Source organism: Paenibacillus sp. J22P169 (genome assembly GCF_059691995.1).
On the sequence record NZ_JCAUAO010000004.1, the window covers coordinates 293,011 to 311,768 of the forward strand.

At 45.1% G+C, this 18,758-nt stretch carries 16 protein-coding genes; 11 read left to right on the forward strand and 5 right to left on the reverse strand.

Going from position 1 to position 18,758, the window contains the following annotated elements:
- The first annotated feature begins 41 nt into the window (after window positions 1–41).
- The 9 genes from AC58QG_RS21525 (at window position 42) to AC58QG_RS21565 (ending at window position 10,944) form a co-directional block, all read left to right on the forward strand.
- A complete protein-coding gene (locus tag AC58QG_RS21525) occupies window positions 42–2,402 on the forward strand; it encodes a helix-turn-helix domain-containing protein (protein WP_497364173.1) in 2,361 nt (786 codons plus the stop codon).
- 37 nt (window positions 2,403–2,439) lie between these two features.
- Window positions 2,440–4,065 (forward strand): extracellular solute-binding protein, encoded by a 1,626-nt coding sequence (locus AC58QG_RS21530; protein WP_497364174.1) that lies wholly within the window; start codon window positions 2,440–2,442, stop codon window positions 4,063–4,065.
- Window positions 4,066–4,161: 96 nt separating this feature from the next.
- Complete coding sequence (locus AC58QG_RS21535; RefSeq protein ID WP_497364175.1) at window positions 4,162–5,067, forward strand: ABC transporter ATP-binding protein; 906 nt, start codon at window positions 4,162–4,164, stop codon at window positions 5,065–5,067.
- On the forward strand, window positions 5,060–6,340 hold the full coding sequence (locus AC58QG_RS21540) for an ABC transporter permease (protein WP_497364176.1): 1,281 nt from the start codon (window positions 5,060–5,062) through the stop codon (window positions 6,338–6,340). Before AC58QG_RS21535 ends, AC58QG_RS21540 begins: the two co-directional genes overlap by 8 nt.
- 184 nt (window positions 6,341–6,524) lie before the next feature.
- The gene (locus AC58QG_RS21545; protein WP_497364177.1) at window positions 6,525–7,073 is read left to right on the forward strand and encodes a hypothetical protein; all 549 of its coding nucleotides are present in this window, start codon (window positions 6,525–6,527) and stop codon (window positions 7,071–7,073) included.
- A gap of 137 nt (window positions 7,074–7,210) precedes the next feature.
- On the forward strand, window positions 7,211–7,915 hold the full coding sequence (locus AC58QG_RS21550; protein WP_497364178.1) for a response regulator transcription factor: 705 nt from the start codon (window positions 7,211–7,213) through the stop codon (window positions 7,913–7,915).
- Window positions 7,912–9,738 (forward strand): sensor histidine kinase, encoded by a 1,827-nt coding sequence (locus AC58QG_RS21555; RefSeq protein ID WP_497364179.1) that lies wholly within the window; start codon window positions 7,912–7,914, stop codon window positions 9,736–9,738. The genes AC58QG_RS21550 and AC58QG_RS21555 overlap by 4 nt, the downstream gene beginning before the upstream one ends.
- 179 nt (window positions 9,739–9,917) lie before the next feature.
- Complete coding sequence (locus tag AC58QG_RS21560; RefSeq protein WP_497364180.1) at window positions 9,918–10,622, forward strand: N-acetylmuramoyl-L-alanine amidase family protein; 705 nt, start codon at window positions 9,918–9,920, stop codon at window positions 10,620–10,622.
- The gene (locus AC58QG_RS21565) at window positions 10,615–10,944 is read left to right on the forward strand and encodes a DUF4358 domain-containing protein (protein ID WP_497364181.1); all 330 of its coding nucleotides are present in this window, start codon (window positions 10,615–10,617) and stop codon (window positions 10,942–10,944) included. The genes AC58QG_RS21560 and AC58QG_RS21565 overlap by 8 nt, the downstream gene beginning before the upstream one ends.
- A gap of 58 nt (window positions 10,945–11,002) precedes the next feature.
- Here the strand turns inward: AC58QG_RS21565 and AC58QG_RS21570 are convergent, their stop codons facing one another.
- The 5 genes from AC58QG_RS21570 to AC58QG_RS21590 all read right to left on the reverse strand — a co-directional run bounded on the left by AC58QG_RS21570 (window position 11,003) and on the right by AC58QG_RS21590 (window position 16,610).
- Window positions 11,003–12,292, reverse strand: coding sequence for a glycoside hydrolase family 27 protein (locus tag AC58QG_RS21570; RefSeq protein ID WP_497364182.1), 1,290 nt, complete (start codon window positions 12,290–12,292; stop codon window positions 11,003–11,005).
- Between the two features lie 110 nt (window positions 12,293–12,402).
- On the reverse strand, window positions 12,403–13,287 hold the full coding sequence (locus AC58QG_RS21575; RefSeq protein ID WP_497364183.1) for an AraC family transcriptional regulator: 885 nt from the start codon (window positions 13,285–13,287) through the stop codon (window positions 12,403–12,405).
- Between the two features lie 445 nt (window positions 13,288–13,732).
- Window positions 13,733–14,410, reverse strand: a complete 678-nt coding sequence (locus AC58QG_RS21580; RefSeq protein WP_497364184.1) for a TIGR00266 family protein — start codon at window positions 14,408–14,410, stop codon at window positions 13,733–13,735.
- A gap of 49 nt (window positions 14,411–14,459) precedes the next feature.
- Window positions 14,460–15,659 carry an MFS transporter gene (locus AC58QG_RS21585; protein ID WP_497364185.1) on the reverse strand — a complete coding sequence of 400 codons (1,200 nt, stop codon included), beginning with the start codon at window positions 15,657–15,659 and terminating at the stop codon, window positions 14,460–14,462.
- A gap of 60 nt (window positions 15,660–15,719) precedes the next feature.
- A complete protein-coding gene (locus AC58QG_RS21590) occupies window positions 15,720–16,610 on the reverse strand; it encodes a helix-turn-helix transcriptional regulator (protein WP_497364186.1) in 891 nt (296 codons plus the stop codon).
- Window positions 16,611–16,768: 158 nt separating this feature from the next.
- Between AC58QG_RS21590 and AC58QG_RS21595 the strand changes: the two genes are divergently transcribed.
- Together AC58QG_RS21595 and AC58QG_RS21600 are read left to right on the forward strand one after the other, a co-directional pair.
- Window positions 16,769–18,166, forward strand: a complete 1,398-nt coding sequence (locus AC58QG_RS21595; protein ID WP_497364187.1) for an MATE family efflux transporter — start codon at window positions 16,769–16,771, stop codon at window positions 18,164–18,166.
- Window positions 18,167–18,237: 71 nt separating this feature from the next.
- On the forward strand, window positions 18,238–18,756 hold the full coding sequence (locus AC58QG_RS21600) for a DUF1003 domain-containing protein (protein WP_497364188.1): 519 nt from the start codon (window positions 18,238–18,240) through the stop codon (window positions 18,754–18,756).
- Window positions 18,757–18,758 lie beyond the last annotated feature (2 nt).

Here is an 18,758-nt window from a genome sequence, read left to right on the forward strand (position 1 = left end):
TTCAGAGGAATTTTCAAGGTGCGCAGTGGGAGGAGATCCATGTGAAGCTTCGATTTTTTTGGCCGAAAAGAAAAAGTATTGTATTTACTTGGCTATTATCATACAGTGCCGTATTATTCGTACCTATGCTGATGAGCATCCTCATTTATTCGCAGTCTAGTCATGCTTTAAAGAGTGAAATTCATCGTGCGAATGATTCACTACTGAAACAAGTCCGTTACACGATCGACACGCAGTTCGATTTGATGAAACGGTTGAATATGGAAATTACTTGGAATGCTAAGCTTCAAAGTCTGATGTACAGCAATATCCGAACAAATGATGATCAATATCTGGCTTTTCAGCTAGTGAAAGAGTTTCGGATGTATCAAACCTCGTATGCGACGATCGATGAATTCTATGTGACTTGGGATCAGGAGGCCTCAATTCTCCGTCCAGGGAATATGCGAGATCTGCAAACAGCGTTTGATACGATCCACAATACAGGTACCCTCAGGTATGAACAATGGCTGGATACGATTCACCAAGCTACGAATAACCAATTTCTTATTCTTCCCCGTGTCGATGCAGGTCCGTCTTCCTCTTCCATCGCGTACGTCACACACCTGCCCAAGGATTTGAATGGTAAACAAACAGGTACCGTCGTTGTGATGGCTGATATGGAACGGTTCGAGAAGGCAATCGAAAGCATTTCAGGCTTTAGCGGTGGGCAAATCGTTATCCTTAATCATGACAATCAAGTTCTACTCTCTAATGTCCCTGTGACGGTAAATAAGAATCTCATTTTGGAGCAATTGCAGGATGAGGATAGTGTGACGTATAAACCTTCGCAGGATGGAGAATCAGAGCTTTTCTATATTCAATCGGCTGTTTCTGATTTGAAATATGTACTGATTATTCCAAGCCGTATTTATTGGGAAAAAGCGGAGTATGTCCGCAAGTTCACTTATATCAGCATCTTGATAAGTTTAGTTGGTGCAGCCGTGCTGACTTGGTTCTTCCTGCGGCGTAATTACTCACCGATCCAGCGTTTGGTACAATCGATTTCCGACAAAAATGCCTTCGAAGAACGTGCAGATGGGAATGAACTGCATTTCATTCAGAAAGTGATCTCGCATACGCGGAATGAGAAGGATCAAATCGCGCTGCAGCTGCAATCTCACCATCATGTGCTCCGTTCGAATATGTTAAATCGGCTATTGAAGGGGAGAATTGATTCGCTCGTTTCGTACGAGGAGGCTTTCAAAACCTTTCATATGGATTTGATTTCGAATCATTTTGCGGTTATCCTGTTTGCGATTGAGAATTCCGATAGTATATCTACGAATTTACCAGGCATGGACATCAGTGAACGCCGAAAATTGATGCAATTCATTATCACGAATGTCGTAGAAGAGCTCGTTGGTCATCGCCAGCATGCTGGTTATGTGGCTGAGATTGATGACATGATGGTGTGTTTGGTGAACTTCGCAGAAACGGATGCAGCAGAGCGGAAGGTTGATCTAGATTGGATTGCTGCAGAAGCACAGCGGTTCCTGACGCGGTTCCATATGGACTTAACAATATCCATCAGTGGTGTTCACCCTTCTTTGGTTGGCGTTGCCGAGGCATATAGTGAGGCATTGGATGCTATGGAATATAAGATGGTTAGAGGGAAAAGAGAGATCATCACCTACGATGAGATCCGAATAGACACGGCAGATAAGCTGCAGCTAGGCTACTATTATCCGCTCCAAGTGGAACAGCAAATTATTAATCTCATCAAAACGGGAGATATTGAGCAAGCCTCGGCTAGCATGAACGAGATTATGGGGCGCAATTTCGATAAGCCGCTGGTTTCGCTTACTTTGGCAAGATGTCTCATCTTCAATCTCGTCGGTACGATGGTGAAAGCGATGAATGAGCTTGGAGACGGAACTACTCAGCCCTGGCTAGGGGACAACCCGTTATGGATGGATAAAATCATTGCCTGCGACACGATCCTGGAAATGCAGCAAGAGCTGCAGCTACTGCTCAGAGAGGTATGTGCGTTTGCCGCTTCCAAGATAGAAGCTAACCAGACGAAGGAGCGCACGGAAACCTTGCGCGAGCTAATTGCGAAAGTTATGCGATATATCGAGGAGCAGTATCAAGACGCTAATTTAAATGTGAATACGATTGGTGAAAACTTTGCCTTAAGAGGCAGTTACGTATCCAAATTATTCAAGGATCAGACAGGTGAGGGTTTGCTTGACTATATTACGAAATACCGTGTTCAACAAGCGAAGAAAATGATCAGCTATAAGCAAGATTCGATCTCCGAGATTGCGCGGCTAGTTGGCTATAATGAAGTGGCGACATTTATTCGTGTTTTCAAGAAATACGAGGGAATAACGCCTGGGAAATATAAGGAAATGAACTGATGAGGATCGAACGATCAGATGCTGGGAGGGGAACGGAATGAGCAGACGAGCTAGCAGCAAGAAGCTATTACTTCTAGGTATAATCACCCTTGGACTGACGGCATGCTCTTCTGGGAGCCCGACGAATCTTACGACACCGTCAGGGCAGCCAACAACCACGGCCAAGGATAAGGAACAGTCTGCGCCAGCAGCTACGAAGCTGACCTATTGGTCAGAGCTGAATGGAAATGCTGCGAGTGTGAAAGCGAAATTCAAGGATATTCCCTTTTTCCAAGAATGGCAGAAGAGGACTGGGGTCCAGCTTTCCTTCATACAACCGTCTGCGAATCAGGCCAAGGAAGCAATGAATGTCTTATTAGCCTCTGGCGACTTGCCTGATATGATGGAGTACGAGTGGGATAGCTTCCCTGGCGGGCCTGAAAAGGCAATCAAAGATGGTTATATTTTGAGACTGAATGAGGTCATTGATAAGTATGCGCCTAATCTGAAGCAGTACCTCAAGGAACATCCAGAAATCGATAAGGAAATTCGGACTGATGACGGCAGCTATTACGTTTTCCCTTTTATCCGTGGTGACGATAAGCTTCGTACGTATCAAGGGCCCATTATCCGTCAAGATTGGCTTAATGAGCTCGGACTAGAGGTCCCAACCACGATAGAGGAATGGCATATGGTGCTCAAGGCGTTCAAGGAGAAAAAGGGGATTGCAGCTCCGTTGACATTTCTGGGCGTGCCGAATCCGCTGTTCGGGATTGAGGGCGGCGCTTTTGTAGGCGCTTATGGGATTCGCAAAGGCTTCTATCAGGATCATGGTGAGGTAAAGTACGGTCCCATGGAGAAGGGGTACCAAGATTTCTTGGCTACTTTCCGAGGGTGGTATGAGGAAGGATTAATTGATAAGAATATCGCTTCCGTGGATACCAAAACGATGGACTCCAATATGGTAACGGGGAGAAGCGGAGCAACGATCTGGAATGCGGGAGCAGGCATTGGGAAATGGCAGCCGCTTGTCGAGGAGAAAAACAAGTCAGCTTTGTTTGCAGCGGCTCCTTACCCTGTGCTCCATAAAGGAGATAAGCCTAAATTCGGACAGAAAAGCTATGCTTATGTCGGTACCGGTGGGGTGGCTATTTCAAGTAATAGTCAACATGCGGCAGAGGCTGCTAAGTTACTTGATTACGGCTATAGCGACGAGGGTCATATGCTCTTTAATTTCGGGATTGAGGGAACGAGCTACACGTTGAAAGACGGCTACCCAACGTATACGGATTGGATTCTGCGAAATCCAGACAAGCTGGCCCCATCGCAAGCATTGTCGATGTATACGAGAGCAAGCTATTTTGGACCGTTTGTTCAGGATGTTCGGTATGTTGAACAATACTACACCTTGCCTGAGCAAAGGAAAGCGATTGGGATCTGGGCGGATACGCAAGTTGAATCGTACACCTTACCGCAAATTCCGAAGACAGAGCTGGAGAGTGCTGAGTTTTCTTCGATTATGATGGATGTGATGACACTCGTCGATGAGATGTCTCTGAAAATTATTCTCGGCGTCGAGCCGCTTGATGCGTTCGATAGCTACGTTAGCAAAATGAAAGCATCCAAAATTGATCGAGCCATTGAAATCCAGAAGCTAGCGTTGAATCGCTATGAGAAGCGTTGATAGCTTCTCTTTTTTTTGTTCATTCATTCATTAATTTACCAATATCATGTAAAATAGTGAGCGTAAGCAATTTCGTGATGAAAGGTAGGCTCATGGATGACATACCCTTTAGTTGTTGAACAGGTATCGAAGCAGTACGGAGATAAAACAGCTGTGAATCGGATTGGGCTGCGTGTGAAGCAGGGAGAAATATATGGGTTATTAGGCGCGAATGGGGCCGGCAAAACGACAACAATGCGGATGGTACTCGGCCTTATTTATCCGGATGAAGGCAACATCATGTGGAACGGGCAGGGATATCGGGAAGAGCTTCGCAGCTTGATGGGGTATTTGCCTGAGGAGCGTGGACTGTATCCCAAAGTAAAAATCAGTGAGCAGATCTTATACTTAGCCGAGCTTAGGGGGATGAAGCGACGCGATGCAGATCGCAGCTTGAAGATGTGGTTGGAGCGGTTTGAGGTTCCTGATTATTACAACCGAAAGGTTGAAGAGCTGTCTAAAGGAAACCAGCAGAAGATTCAATTCATTGCGGCGGTCATTCATAACCCGGAGATTCTTATTCTGGATGAAGCCTTCAGCGGGCTAGATCCGGTGAATGTTGAGCTGCTGAAGAAAACGGTGAAAAGCCTCCGTGATGAGGGAAAAACGATTTTATTTTCCAGCCATCGCATGGAGCATGTGGAGGAGCTTTGTGAGAATATTTGTATTCTGCACCGCTCAAATACGATTCTTCAAGGCAGCTTAAAGGACATTAAAGCGAGCTTCCCAAAGGAAAGAGTAGTGCTGGAGACAGCGACGAGCGTAGATGGGTTAGAGAAGCTTCAAGGCGTAACAGCGGTGAACCAAGGGTTAAATGGGTACGAGCTTCGCATTGCGCAGCCGGAAGCCGCGCAGCGTATTCTACAACACGCGATGGAACGATCCACGGTGCAGCGATTTCAGATTATGGAGCCTACCTTGAATGAAATTTTTATCCAGAAGGTGGGAAGCCAAAATGAATAGTATATGGACAGTCATTAAATTTACATACCTGTCTCGCTTTCGCATCAAATCGTTTCAAGTGATGAGTCTAATCTTGCTAATCCTGATATCGCTTTTGATCCATCTTCCAACCATTATTAAGCAATTTTCTTCCGATGAGGCGATGAAAATAGGGGTATTTGGTACGCAACAAGCGATTGTGGCGTCCAAATTAGAAGCTTTTTATAAGAATCAGCCGAATGCAGAGATACAAATTGTACCCCTTTCAGATCAAGGCAGTGTAGAAGCAAATGAGGCATATGGGAAGCAGCAAATCGCAGATAAGAAGATAAAGGGATACTTAGAGTTCACGGATGGGAAACAAGGCGGATTCCCGAAGATGATCTATAAATCCACAGGAACGCTGGAACTCTCGCCGAAAAACAAGCTGCAAACGGCGCTTCAGCTAATCAAGACAGAAATGGTGCTACAAGGTGCTGGTGTGCCAGATGCGTTGAAGACCGATATTCAAACGCCTGTCTCCTTGGAATCGGTGCAAATATCCACATCGGATCAAGCTCCTGCGGGCAAAACAGAGTCCCAAATGAGGTTGTCCTATATGTTGGTTTATGTCCTGCTCTTCATGCTTTACATGGGAGCAATTGGATTTGGGAATCTCGTTGCAACGGAAATCACAGCCGAGAAAAGCACGCGCGTCATGGAATTGCTCATTACTAGCGTGTCACCACTGAAGCAGATGTTTGGTAAAATCATTGGTATTTGCTTGCTGGCGCTATCACAAATTGCCGCATTAATCGTCGTTGCAGCACTTAATATTCAGTTTAGTGATGCATCGGCCATCAAGGATCTGAATATCAGTTGGAGCGATTTAGAAATATCACTTATCGTCTATTTCTTAATTTTTTACTTACTCGGTTTCTTCATCTATGCGACGATTTTCGCGGCAGTAGGCTCCCTCGTCAGTCGAACCGAGGATGTGGGGCCAGCCATTATGCCAGTTACCTACATCATTGTTGCAGCTTTCATGATTGCGATCTTCGGACTTAATCATCCGAATGCACCGTTCGTGGTTACGATGTCGTTTGTGCCATTTTTCTCACCTATGATTATGTTCTTGCGGATTGGCATGAGCTCCCTGCCGTTCTGGCAGGTTGCGCTTTCGATCATCATACAGCTGCTTTCCATCGGCGCAATGGCTTGGCTTTCGGCGAAAATTTATCGCACCGGCGTGCTGATGTACGGCAAGCGGCCGACGTTGAAGGAGCTGCGCAAGGCGATGCGAGCGTATCGGTAGGGAGTGGACTAAATAAATCAATTTTATATGAGAAGCCAGCAAACCCTTGCGTTTGCTGGCTTCTTGTGCTTCAAAACTAATATAATCTCAATTTCAACTTTATCTGATCTTCACTTCATCTTGACATGTACTGCTTATATTTATACCTGTAACAGCAAATAAACATTGAAAAGAGGTAATTAACATGGTAAAGAAAACAAAATTATTTACTGTACTTGGTGTTTCAGCAGTACTATTAGTGGGAGCTGCTAGTGCATATGCAGCCAATGCGGCTAATACAGGCAATGCATCCCAAAAACAACAACTAAATGAGATAGTACAAGTACAAGCAACAGACAAAGCACCAACTCCTCAAGAAATTGAAGCTGTATTAAAAGGTGAACCAACACCTGCAAATATTAAAGTAGAAGGTTTATTTTCAAAAGATGGTAAGCCTGATCATACGGCAGATTTTTTTCTAAACGATGAAGTATTAATTTCATTATTAAAAATGAGCACGCAAGAATTAAAACAGGAATTAGCAACAGGAAAATCTGTCGTTGAGATTGCAGCGTCTAGAAATGTTTCAAAACAACAATTGATTGATGCCATTGGAAAAACGCAGGTTGACGCGCAAATTCAAGCTGAAAACAAAGGCGAAGTTCCTAAAAGCGGTAGTTCAATGGAAAAGGATATTGCAAGAAAAGTGGAACAAGTCATCGAGCACAAAACGGAAACCCCATGGAGTAAATAAATCGTTCTACAAAAAAGGGAACAGTTCTGCCGATAGAGGCAGCTGTTCCTTTTTAATTTCTTTACACAATCTTCATTTGGCTATGTTACAAATAAGTAGGTAAGAATAGTATCCAAAAGCATAGTAGGAGTAATTATATGCAAAAAACAATTTTAATCGTAGAAGACGAAGATATTTTGCGTGAAGTCATTAAAGATTATCTCCTAAATGAAGGTTATCACGTATTGGAAGCAACAAATGGGAAAGAGGCATTATCCTTATTTCAAGATCATGAAGTTCATTTAATTATTCTTGATATTATGCTGCCGGAGCTTGATGGTTGGTCTGTTTGCAGACGAATACGGAAGACTTCTAATGTTCCTATCATTATGTTGACAGCAAGAGTGGACGAAGATGACACATTGTTAGGATTTGAGCTTGGTGCAGATGATTATGTAACTAAACCATACAGTCCAGCTGTCTTATTAGCCAGGGCCAAACGACTGATCGATAGCAGGAACAGGGAAGAACGACAATCGGACGCCGCCATGTCTCACCCCAATAGCGATGCTTTGTCTGCAAATGGGGTTCGGATTCATTTCCCTTCGCGAACACTAACGGTAGAAGGGGAGCAAGTCTATCTGACATACACAGAATTCCAAATCTTAGCCTATCTCATGCAAAATAAAGGCCTTGTGATCTCGAGAGACCAGCTCATCTTGAAAATTTGGGGCTATGAATACGATGGTGATGATCGCACAGTGAACACCCATATCCGTAACCTAAGAAGTAAGTTAGGGGATAAATCCAAACTGATTATGACGATTGTGAGGACAGGCTATAAGTTCGAGGGTAACGCATGAGAACGAGTATTGTATTTAAATTATTTGCTCTGACCACCTTGTTATGCTTATTCATATTAACTACGATTTATCTGGGGCAAACGATATTTTTCAAACAATACTACGCAAACAGAAAAGTGAATGACATTCAAACAAATATCCAATCTTTTAAAGATGATTATTTGAAAAGTGGAGGGAATCTACTCACAATTCAGCAGCTGGAGCAGGATTTTTATCGGCAAAATAATACTTGGATTACGACTTTAGATAGCCTAGGGAACTTAAAAAATGTGAATGATTTCTTTGTGGAAGTCAAGATGGATGCATCTAAAGCCAACACAGCAGAGTTCTCTGGTAAAACGATGAACATTCCGCTCTATCATATGATGAACATCAGCGCGATTTTAACGAGTACGCCAAGTCAAGCAAAATCCCTTCTGATCTCGAAAGCACGTGTTTCTATTTCAGCGTATAAGAAGGACCTGGCGTTAATTCCATATCGTGTACAATTGGTGGAAAAAGGCGGTATATTCTGGGAGAATGAGAATATTTCCAAAAAGATATACGATCTTCAAATTGAGATTAAAAATTCAAAGACAATTAAATCCATGGTTCCTGATATTTTACTTAACGGTACGATTACCAAAGTTCAATTCCCGACTGGAAATGAATCCTCTAGTTTTATGTATACCAATAGCTTGTTTATGGACAGATTGAAGGATTTTCAATCCACGTTACTATTCGATGATACGAGAAACAGCTATGATTCCTTGCAAATTCTTGATTTTACGCAAAATGACGTGAAGTATAAACTTTTCATTGACCAGATTAAAGAGCAAGATGGAACAATCAGTTATCTATTCTCGATGGCTTCTCTTCAACCCGTTGATGAAGCCGTGCAGATGCTTAAAGATTATTATGTGTACATGATTGCACTTGTGATGATGCTAATTGTGCTTGCTGCTTTGTATTATTCGAGGAAGATAGCCAAACCTTTGTTACAGATTAATCAGACAACGAAACGGATTGCCAGCTTAGATTTTTCGGAAACGATCCCAATTCGATCCAAAGATGAAATCGGCGACTTATCTCAAAGTATCAATTCCCTTTCCCAAACGCTGCACTCCTATATCGAACAGTTGCAAAAGGACATCGAGAAAGAAAAGAAATTAGAAAGTACACGAAAAGAGTTTATTTCGGGAGTATCTCATGAGCTAAAAACCCCTCTTAGTGTCATGAAAAGCTGCATTTCGATTCTGAAGGATGGCGTTGCTACACATAAAAAAGATCATTATTTTGAAGCCATGGACAAAGAAGTCGATAAGATGAATCTTTTGATCGTGGATATGCTTGAGCTGGCCAAGTTTGAATCAGGCACGTATACAATGAAGATGGATCCGTTTAGCATAGATAAGCTCATCGAGGAGATTTGTGAAAAACTATCTGTGGAATTCAGCAGTAAACAACTTCATGTGCATACCGAGCTTGCAACCGTTGAAGTCATGGCAAATCAACATCGGATCGAGCAAGTCCTTACCAATTTTCTAACCAATGCGATTCGCTATACGCCAGAACAAGAACACATTTTTATTTCAACGCATGAAGATCAAGATCAGGTTAAAGTGTGTATTGAAAACAAGGGGGCTCACATCCCCTCAGATCAGCTAGATAAAGTATGGGACCGCTTCTATCGTGGAGATACGGCACGCCACCGCGCACAGGGCGGAACCGGATTAGGTCTTGCCATTTCGAAAAATATTTTGGAGTTGCATGGTGTGCCCTACGGCGCGGCGAACACAGAAGACGGGGTTTTGTTTTTCTTCTGGTTAAAAAAACAAGTTTAAACATGTAGAAACCACTTTTCATGACGGGATTTTTAACGTCTAGAAAAGTGGTTTTTTTAACGTAATCTTCACCTCATCTTTATTTCGACTCCGTTTGATCTTCATCTGCCTCTATTAAAATAACTCTATGAAACGATAAATTCTGCTAGATAGAGTTTGCTTAGAGAGGAGATCCACTTATGAAAAAAACGATGATCCTTGCCTTATCTGCTATCCTACTACTTGTTTCAGCTACATTTGTATTTAAAGTACAAGCGAATAGTCTAGCTAAAAATGAAACGATGAATTCTGTAAAAAGCGAATCTATGAATAAAGAAACCCGCATTCTAGAAGGAAAAACGATTGTCATTGATGCTGGGCATGGTGGAAAAGATGTGGGTGCGACGGGTCAGACTGGCATTTATGAGAAAGACATTACGCTACAGACAGCCCTTAATTTCCAACGAGAGTTAGTAGAGAAAACGGGAGCAAAAGTCATTTTGACACGTGATAAAGATGAATTTCTGACATTAACTGAGCGTGTTGATATTGCTAAAAACCATTCAGCTGATCTATTTATTAGTATTCACTTTGATGCGTTTACTAGCAATGATGTAGCAGGGATAACGACCTATTACAACAGATCGGAAGATCAAGAATTAGCATCTATTTTGCACAAGCAGCTATTTAAGCAAAACTTTAATACGAAAGACCGTGGGATAGAAAAGGGAGACTTCCATGTATTAAGAGAAAACGCAAGTCCATCCGTATTACTTGAGCTTGGTTATATTTCAAATAAAGAAGATGAACAACGTATCCAATCTCAAGCGTTTCAAACCAATGCAGCAAATGCGGTTACTAACGGCATTATTGCTTTTATAAACAAACAAACTTCGGTTGCTTAACTTTATAAAGAGAGGACTGGAGGAGTTGTATCAAATCAAACCTGAGGAAGTAGAGAGCTTTATTCTGTATACAGCTGTAACTAATATGAAAGCCGACGAACTAACTGTCATTAAAGTGAAGGATGCCAATCAACTGGGGAACATGCAAGGGAAAATATTGAACAGAGTAGAAGCACAAGAGGTCAAATTTAAAGACTATCGTCCGGACGAATATTTTCTCGTAGAGAAGCATGTCTTAAAAACGAAAGGAAACTATATTCTTTTCGCAGTATCCGAGGAGGCCGAGCAAATGGAGAGCGCATTTGATGAAGCGTTCAAGTAACGACTTGGGGTAAAAAAAGCGAGCTTTAGCCAATATGGCTAGAGATCGCTTTTTTGTTTTATAGAGAAAGCTTCAACAGCATGGACGCATGCGGGGCAAGTGTAAAAGAAAGCTCCTGTGGCGTACCGAGTTCTTCTCGATTCCATAGGTCACGTACACTTCCATTTGATTCGGTACCAAGCTGGGAAGGTGTCACTGTAACAGTCTGGATTTCGTCACCAGCATTGAACAAAGCGACATAACGAACACCGCCAGCGCCATTTGAAGTCCAGACAATACGCTCATTCTCCCTGTACAATTGACGGGCATCTCGTCCGTTACGAAGGACATCCAGCACTTCTTCATTCGTGAGTAGTGACAATGTCCACTCATCATTGTCCCTGAGCTCTCCTCCAAACATAAGCGGGGAACGGAAGATTGCCCAAAGCGTCATCATTGTTCGCTGCTCGTCCTTTGTGAATCTCGTCCAGCGGTCGCTAGCCCCACCGTCAACGGAACGAATGCCGATGTGACCGAGAGGCAGCATATCGCAATCCGGCCAACTTCCTTCTCCAACATGCGGCGCCCATTTCTCACAGCGTTCGAACATGCCGTATAGCAGCCGCCAGATGTCCCAGAAATCATCGGTCATACGCCATAGGTTGGCATTTGCCTTCAACTCTTCTGCGAACTCGAGCGGTGCCGGACCTGGTGAAAGGCTCAGCACCATCGGACGTCCACACGTATCAATCGCCTTCCGTATGAGTTGAATTTCGTCTAGTTGAATGCCGTAGAGCAGCGAATCGGCGATATCGTCAACTTTGACATAGTCTACACCCCACGAGGCGTAAAGCTCGAATAAGGAATTATAATATTCCTGTGCACCTTCCTTTGCTGGATCGACGCCGTACATATCCGTGTTCCACTTGCAAATCGCGCCATTCCATGTCTTTGCAATGGACCGTGCGCCCACATTGGTCCCAAGTATGGGTGTATCAGCATGAACTGCTTGACGTGGAATACCTCTCATCATATGAATGCCAAACTTCAAACCCAGGCTGTGAACGTAATCAGCCAAGGGATTGAAACCTTGTCCATCTGTGGCGGATGGAAAACGGTTTGTTGCTGGTATGAGACGGGAGAACGCATCCATCTCGAGCGGAACATAAGGACGGTAAGCAGAAGAAATAGCTCCAGGTTCGTACCACTGAATATCGACGACAACATACTCCCAGCCGTAAGGCTTTAGATATTCTGCCATATATTCCGCGTTCCCACGCACTTCTTCTTCATTGACGGCTGCTCCATAACAGTCCCAGCTATTCCAGCCGAGCGGAGGTGTGGCAGCCCATTGGTGATGATTGGTCATTGGATGAACTCATCCCTTCTCGTTTAAGTAATAGCCATATAATAAGACGAAGTTGCTATGGAAGCTAGCGCAATGTTTTGCTCTCGTATGTAAAATATTGCGGTATGTGTCTAATCGAACACGATCTGATCGATCGAAAGAAGTTCTTTTCCTTCACGGAACCTGCTTGGCGAGTAGCCGGTCCAACTGCGGAATACTTTGCTAAAATAGCTGCCATTTCTGTAACCAACTTCTCTTGCAATCTCTTCAACTGTCAATGAGCTGCTCCGGAGCAATTTCACGGCAAGTTCGATTCGAAGTTTGGAGGTATAGGCCATCGGTGAGAAGCTAGTCGCTTGATGGAAGGTACGCGCCAGATGGTATTTAGAGCACCCAGCTGCCTCCGCTATATGGTCGAGTCCTTCAAGTATCCGGTAGTTGATCTCAATATAATCAGCTGCCCGTCGCACGATCTCTGGCCAGCCACTTCGTTCCTGACGCTGCGTACTGCTGCTTCGAAGAAGCTCCATCATGAAGCTGTACACAAGAGAAGATGCGTAATAACCGTCTTTTATTGCTCCGATTTGGGCTTCGGCGTAGATGGTTTCGAGCCGACGAATAGCCAAGCTGCGGGGTTCGAACTGTGGCATCGGTCCAAGCTCCTGGAGGATTCCATGCCACAGATGCTGCAGATGGCTCTGCCTAAATAGAGCGAAATAGAACGACCAATGAGAGCTGTCCTCAGGTAAGTAGTAGCGATGTCTGCCGGGTATTTCAACCAAAAAGGAAGTTCCCTCTGGCACTTCGTGATATCGGCCGTCTAGCTCGATCTTCCCTCGTCCGGAAATCGTATATTGGAACAAATATAGGGGCCCGTCAATTCGCTTCATGCCGTCCCAATCATATTCTTGCTGGCGAATATCCTGAAATCCAACAGCAAATAACTGGAAAAGCGGAAGTATGGGGTTTTCTTGGAAACGGTACCCGTAAACGCCGTAGTTATCCTTTACTACCATAATCGATTGTTACCCCTTGTATGGATATTTGAATTAGCTATACACCTTTTATCAAATATTACCATGATCATACTGCTTATAGTATCCTGCCAGTTGATATCTTGATAGATATAACCAGACTATCGTCATATGCTTGAAATAACTGGATTTTCTCCTGTTAGTTCGAGGAGAAATAGGGTGGAATCAGAAATAACTGGATTTCATCCAGTTAATTTCAACGACTGCTCGAAAATGCGCCTACTTCGGTCAAAATAACTGGAGTTTCTCCAGTTAATGGCGCTCGCGAGCAGAAATGCCTCAAAGTAGCTGTATGTTATACAGCTATTCTCCAAACCCTGTAGCGCTCGCTCGCGGCGCCTCCCAAACCTTGTAGCGCCTCCCCGCGGCGCACAACAAACAAAAAAAGCATGCAAGACGTAACCGTCTCTGCATGCTTCTTTGCTGCCTATCTACCTGGCAGCAGCTGCTTGATCCAACCGCCGAAGCTCTTCGGATTCCGCGATTGAATGAGCACCACGCCTTCGCCGCGGAAGCGGCAGACGACGCCTTCACCGCTCGTAAGGCTGGAAATCCAGCCTTTAGCGGCTTTTTCAATCGTATACGGCGTATAATCTGGCCAGGCAACGAGATGCCCGTTATCAATCACCACTTCTTGGCCTGGCGCCAAGTTAATGGCATGGATCGCGCCGTAGGAGGAGAGGAACACGGTGCCGCGACCGCTAATCTCGACGATGAAGAAGCCTTCGCCGGACATGAAGCCGCTCGCTAGATTTTGCATCTTGGTGTTCACCTGAATGCCCGAAGTGCCAGCGAGGAAGCCATCCTTTTGGACAAAAAGCTTGTATGTACCATCTAATTCAACAGCTTCAATATCACCGATAACCGCAGGTGCTAGAAGCACCTCGCCTGATCCACGGTTAGGGCTCAATTCCTGGAAGAAGAAGCTTTCGCCGCTGAGCATCCGTCCAAGACCTCGCATAATTCCGCCGTCTGCCGTTCCTTTAAGTTCAATATTCGGGGACATGGAGACCATAGCGCCGGATTCGGCTTTAATGTTCTCACCAGCATCAAGCTGAACGCGCAGCATAGGAAATGCGCCTTTATATAAGATTTCGTGTTTCATCGTAATCCTCCATTTAATTATTTTTAGATTATCAAATTCCCTTATAATTCTACGCAGCTTTGGGCCGTGTGGTTGCATCCAAGCTGCGATTCGTATACACGAACACGGCACAGATTAGCAATATACTCATCGTCACAAAGAACACAGAAGTGAACCCGTACTCAGCTGCCAGATGACTACCGAGCAAGGGACCAATGAGGTTCCCAAGGAACAGTGAAGATGTATTGAACCCATAAGCGGTGCCTTGAATCTCAGGAGCTGCAAGCTTCATGACTAATGCGTTCAGCGAAGGAATCATCCCGCCGATGAACAGTCCGAGTAGGAATCTGCCGACTAACAGCGTCGTAATATTGGTGGCAAAAGCCTGTGGAATGAAAGCGACAGCCGCCATCGTGAGGGCAATGACCAGCGTCATGCGCTGCCCGATTCGGTCACCTAACCGACCCAATGTCGGAGCTCCGAATAGATTGGCGATACCGGTGATCGCGACGATAAGTCCGGCGAAGAAGGCCAAGTGCGCCCCCGTGTATAAGGTTTTGGCATACACAGTTACGATGGGCTCGATGCTCATCATGCCGATCTGTGTGATCAGTGATGCGGCGAACACAGGGAGCAAGGGGCGAAACAAGCGCCACGGAGTTCGCTGTCGAACCTTTTTCTGGGAAGCGGGCTTCCGCTCTTCCTTGATGAACACCATGACGATAATACTGGCGCATAGCATGAGGCCTCCTGTGAAGAAGAACACGTGGTGGTAGCCGAGAAAGCTTGCCAGTACACCACCAATTAAAGGGCCTATGAGTGTGCCGGCGATAGCGCCCGTTTGCAATGTACCCAGTGACTTACCCGAATGCTCTCGCGGTGTCAGAGAGGCTTGCAACGAAACCGCCATTGAGATGAAGCCGGAGAAGAATCCATTCAGCAATCGCAGCGAGAGCAGCTGCCAGGGCGATGTAACAATGCCCATAAGTGCGGTGACGACGGCCATCCCGAACCCGGCGCGCAGCAGCATGATCTTGCGGCCGCGTCGATCGGCAATGGCTCCCCATAGTGGCTGGGTCAAAAAGGAAGTGATGAATTGGGCAGCCACGATCCAGCCTGTCCAACGGACAATATCATCTAGGTCGTGAACCCCTAACTCCCCGATATAGAGAGGTAAGAACGGGAGAACCAGATTCATGCCACATGTAATGGAGAAGTTCGCGCCCCAAAGTATCCATAATGACTTTTTCCAATGTAAGGGGGTTGCCATGATGAGGACTCCTTATCCTTTTTTTCTCAGTATAGCATAAATGGATCGATCCCCAAGAATTTAGGAGCCCTTAGAGAACTGCTGCCGATAAGAGCGAGGGGACATCCCTTCGAACTTGGTAAAGCTTGCTGCAAAGTAAGCGGCTTGCTCAAAGCCAACCTCTTGGGCAATGTGCGCAATGGGTAGCTCCGTTTGCAGAAGCAATAGCTTGGCCTGACCTACTCGTAATTTAAGAAGATACGTTACGGGGGAGCAGCCGTATTCTTTTTGCATACAGCGAGCTATGTAGACAGGATGGAAATTGAGCTCATCTCCCAGCTGCTTAGCGGAGACCGTTTCGCGGAAATGCTGCCTTAAGTAGGAGGCTGCTTTCTCAGCGCAGGCTCTGGAGGCGGAGGCATGAGCGGTCTCGGCAGACGCAGCCAGTTGATACAGGATTTCTTGGAATAGCTGTTGCTGAGCAAAACGCACGCTGTTCACATGCGCACGAGGCTGAAGCTGCAAAAGCTGATCGAAGACCTCGTACATTTTCTCAGGGTGCTGCAGCGTTGTGAACTGCGGAATTCGCATCGTGAAGGGCTCCACGGCGAAAGCCTCCACCACGGCTTCCTCCGGAGTTGGATCCTCCAAGGAGACAGCTGCAACGGTACTAGGCTTTATTAATTCCCAAGCTCCGCCTACATGGAAATGCAGCCAGTAGGTGTGGGTTAACTCCGTGCAGATCTTGGTAGCGAAATGGTAGCGATCAGGCCGTAAAATGACAGCCTGCCCCACCCCAACCTCGAATCGGGCATCCTCCTCACCGATGTAGAAGCAGCCGGAAGTCGTAATAAGTAAATCAAATACCTGGATGTTGCTGCGACTGGGGTGCTGCCCTCCCTTGGGGATGGAGTTATATCCGCTCGCGATATAGTGGGGCAGAGGAGGGATTGTGATTTCAAGAAATGCCATAATGCCACCTTCTTTTATCCAGAATGAAAGTTGGAATTGTATAAGTTTCAGTTGCGATGTTGATACATGAAACCAACTATAACAGCTATAATTTGAACTGACTAGTAAGTTTCATTTTCATAATAAATAGCGAATTATAACTGGATGGTGGCGTGAACATGACGGCTGAAAAAAATAAGTTTTCCTTATGGTTTCTAGCATGGCCTATATTTGTAGAATTACTGCTGCAGCTGCTCCTGGGTGCAGTTGATACGCTGATGGTAAGTCGTGTCTCTGATGATGCGGTAGCTGTAGTTGGCTTAGCGAACCAAATCTTCCAAGCGGTTATGATTTTATTTATGACAGTTGCCAGCGGCGCAGGTATTCTCATTGCACAGAAAATTGGGGCCAAACAGCAGAATGCCGCACGAACGGTTGGGATTATGGCCGTCACGATCAGCGGATTCATTGGTGCGATCCTCAGTGTGATCTTATATGTAGAGGCTGTTCCATTAGCGAGACTGTTTCAGTTAGAAGAGCGGTTGCTTCCGCTTGCACATACGTACATTTCGATTGTCGGCAGCGGAATGGTGTTGACAGCATTAACGGCCACACTCAGCACGGCCATTCGGAATACAGGCAACACGAAGGGACCGATGATTACGGCAATTGGCATGAATGTGATCCATGTCATTTTGAACTACGCATGGATTAATGGGGCTTTCGGATTCCCGCAGCTCGGCTTAACGGGTGTTGCCATTTCAACATTAGTGAGTCGGTTTCTTGCGACTTGTCTAATGCTCTACCTGTTTGTTTCTGCCTTCGAGCAGAGGATCAGATGGCGTGATCTTGCTGTTTTCAACAGGAAGCTATTTGGTGAAATCATCAAAATTGGCTGGCCGCTCGGCGTCAATATGTCGTCTTGGGTATTATCGCAGCTTGCGATTTATAGCTTTTTGGCAACGATGGGTGCTGCTGCTTTGGCGGCGAGAACGTATATGAATACACTGGAATCCATCTGCTTCATGTTAGGTTATTCGATTGCTTTATCCGCTCAAATCCAGATTGCGCATCTGTTTGGCTCGGGGCAAACACAGGCCGCCTATAAAGCGGGCTACCGCGGCACATGGATTGGACTCGGCTTAGTCGGGTGTAATAGTATTCTTCTTTTGATTATCGGTAAAAGCTTTCTTGGCTTCTTCAGTACAGACCAAGCGATTATCGAGCTAGCGCTCTCCTGCCTAGTGCTAAGTGCCATACTTCAGCCAGGCAGAATGATCAATATGGGCTTCGGCAATGCATTGAATGCGATTGGCGATACCCGGTTTAACATGGTGATTTCACTGTTTTCCATGTGGGGTGTTGCTGCAGGTCTTTCCTATGTACTGGGGCTGCATTATGGCCTAGGATTAGTGGGTATTTATATGGCGATGATGTGCGATGAGTATCTTCGCGGTATTCTGGTGGCTATCCGTTGGCGGCGAAAGAAGTATTTGCGTTTGGCGGAAGGAAGAACGAAGGGGATTGAGGTTGTAGGAGCTAAAGAAGGAAACGTTCAAAGTGTCCATAGTGCTTAAACCAATCCTATAATGGGGTAAGAATAAGAGAAGACCATTATAGCACGTAAGAGTGGGATGGGTGAGCGAGTATGGATAAGAACCATGAGAAAGAAACAGAAGTGAAAGGCTATGCTACACGGCTTCAAAGTTTGGTGGATGATTTCAAAAGCAATATCCATGAGCAATTGAATGAAGATTATCAGAGATCGACTTCCTGGTCAGAACGTCTTGCGGATCGTGTGGCAAGTTATGTAGGCAGCTGGCAATTCATTGTTATGTTTGTGGTCGTTTTGATCATATGGATCCTTCTGAATGCCTTGACGTTTACGAGAATGATTCATTTTGACGAGCCGCCATTCATTTTATTGAATCTCTTACTGTCGTGTTTAGCTGGCTTTCAGGCACCTATTATCATGATGAGCCAGAACCGACAATCTGCAAGAGATAAAGAAGAAGCCATCATTGATTTTGCGATAAATTACAAAGCGGAGAAGGAAATTGATGATATGCAGGGCCACTTACATAGGTTGGAGGCTGACTTTGCCGAGTTCAGGCATGAAGTGAGATCGGAGCTAGCTGAAATTAAAGCGTTGTTGAAGCAAAAATGAGA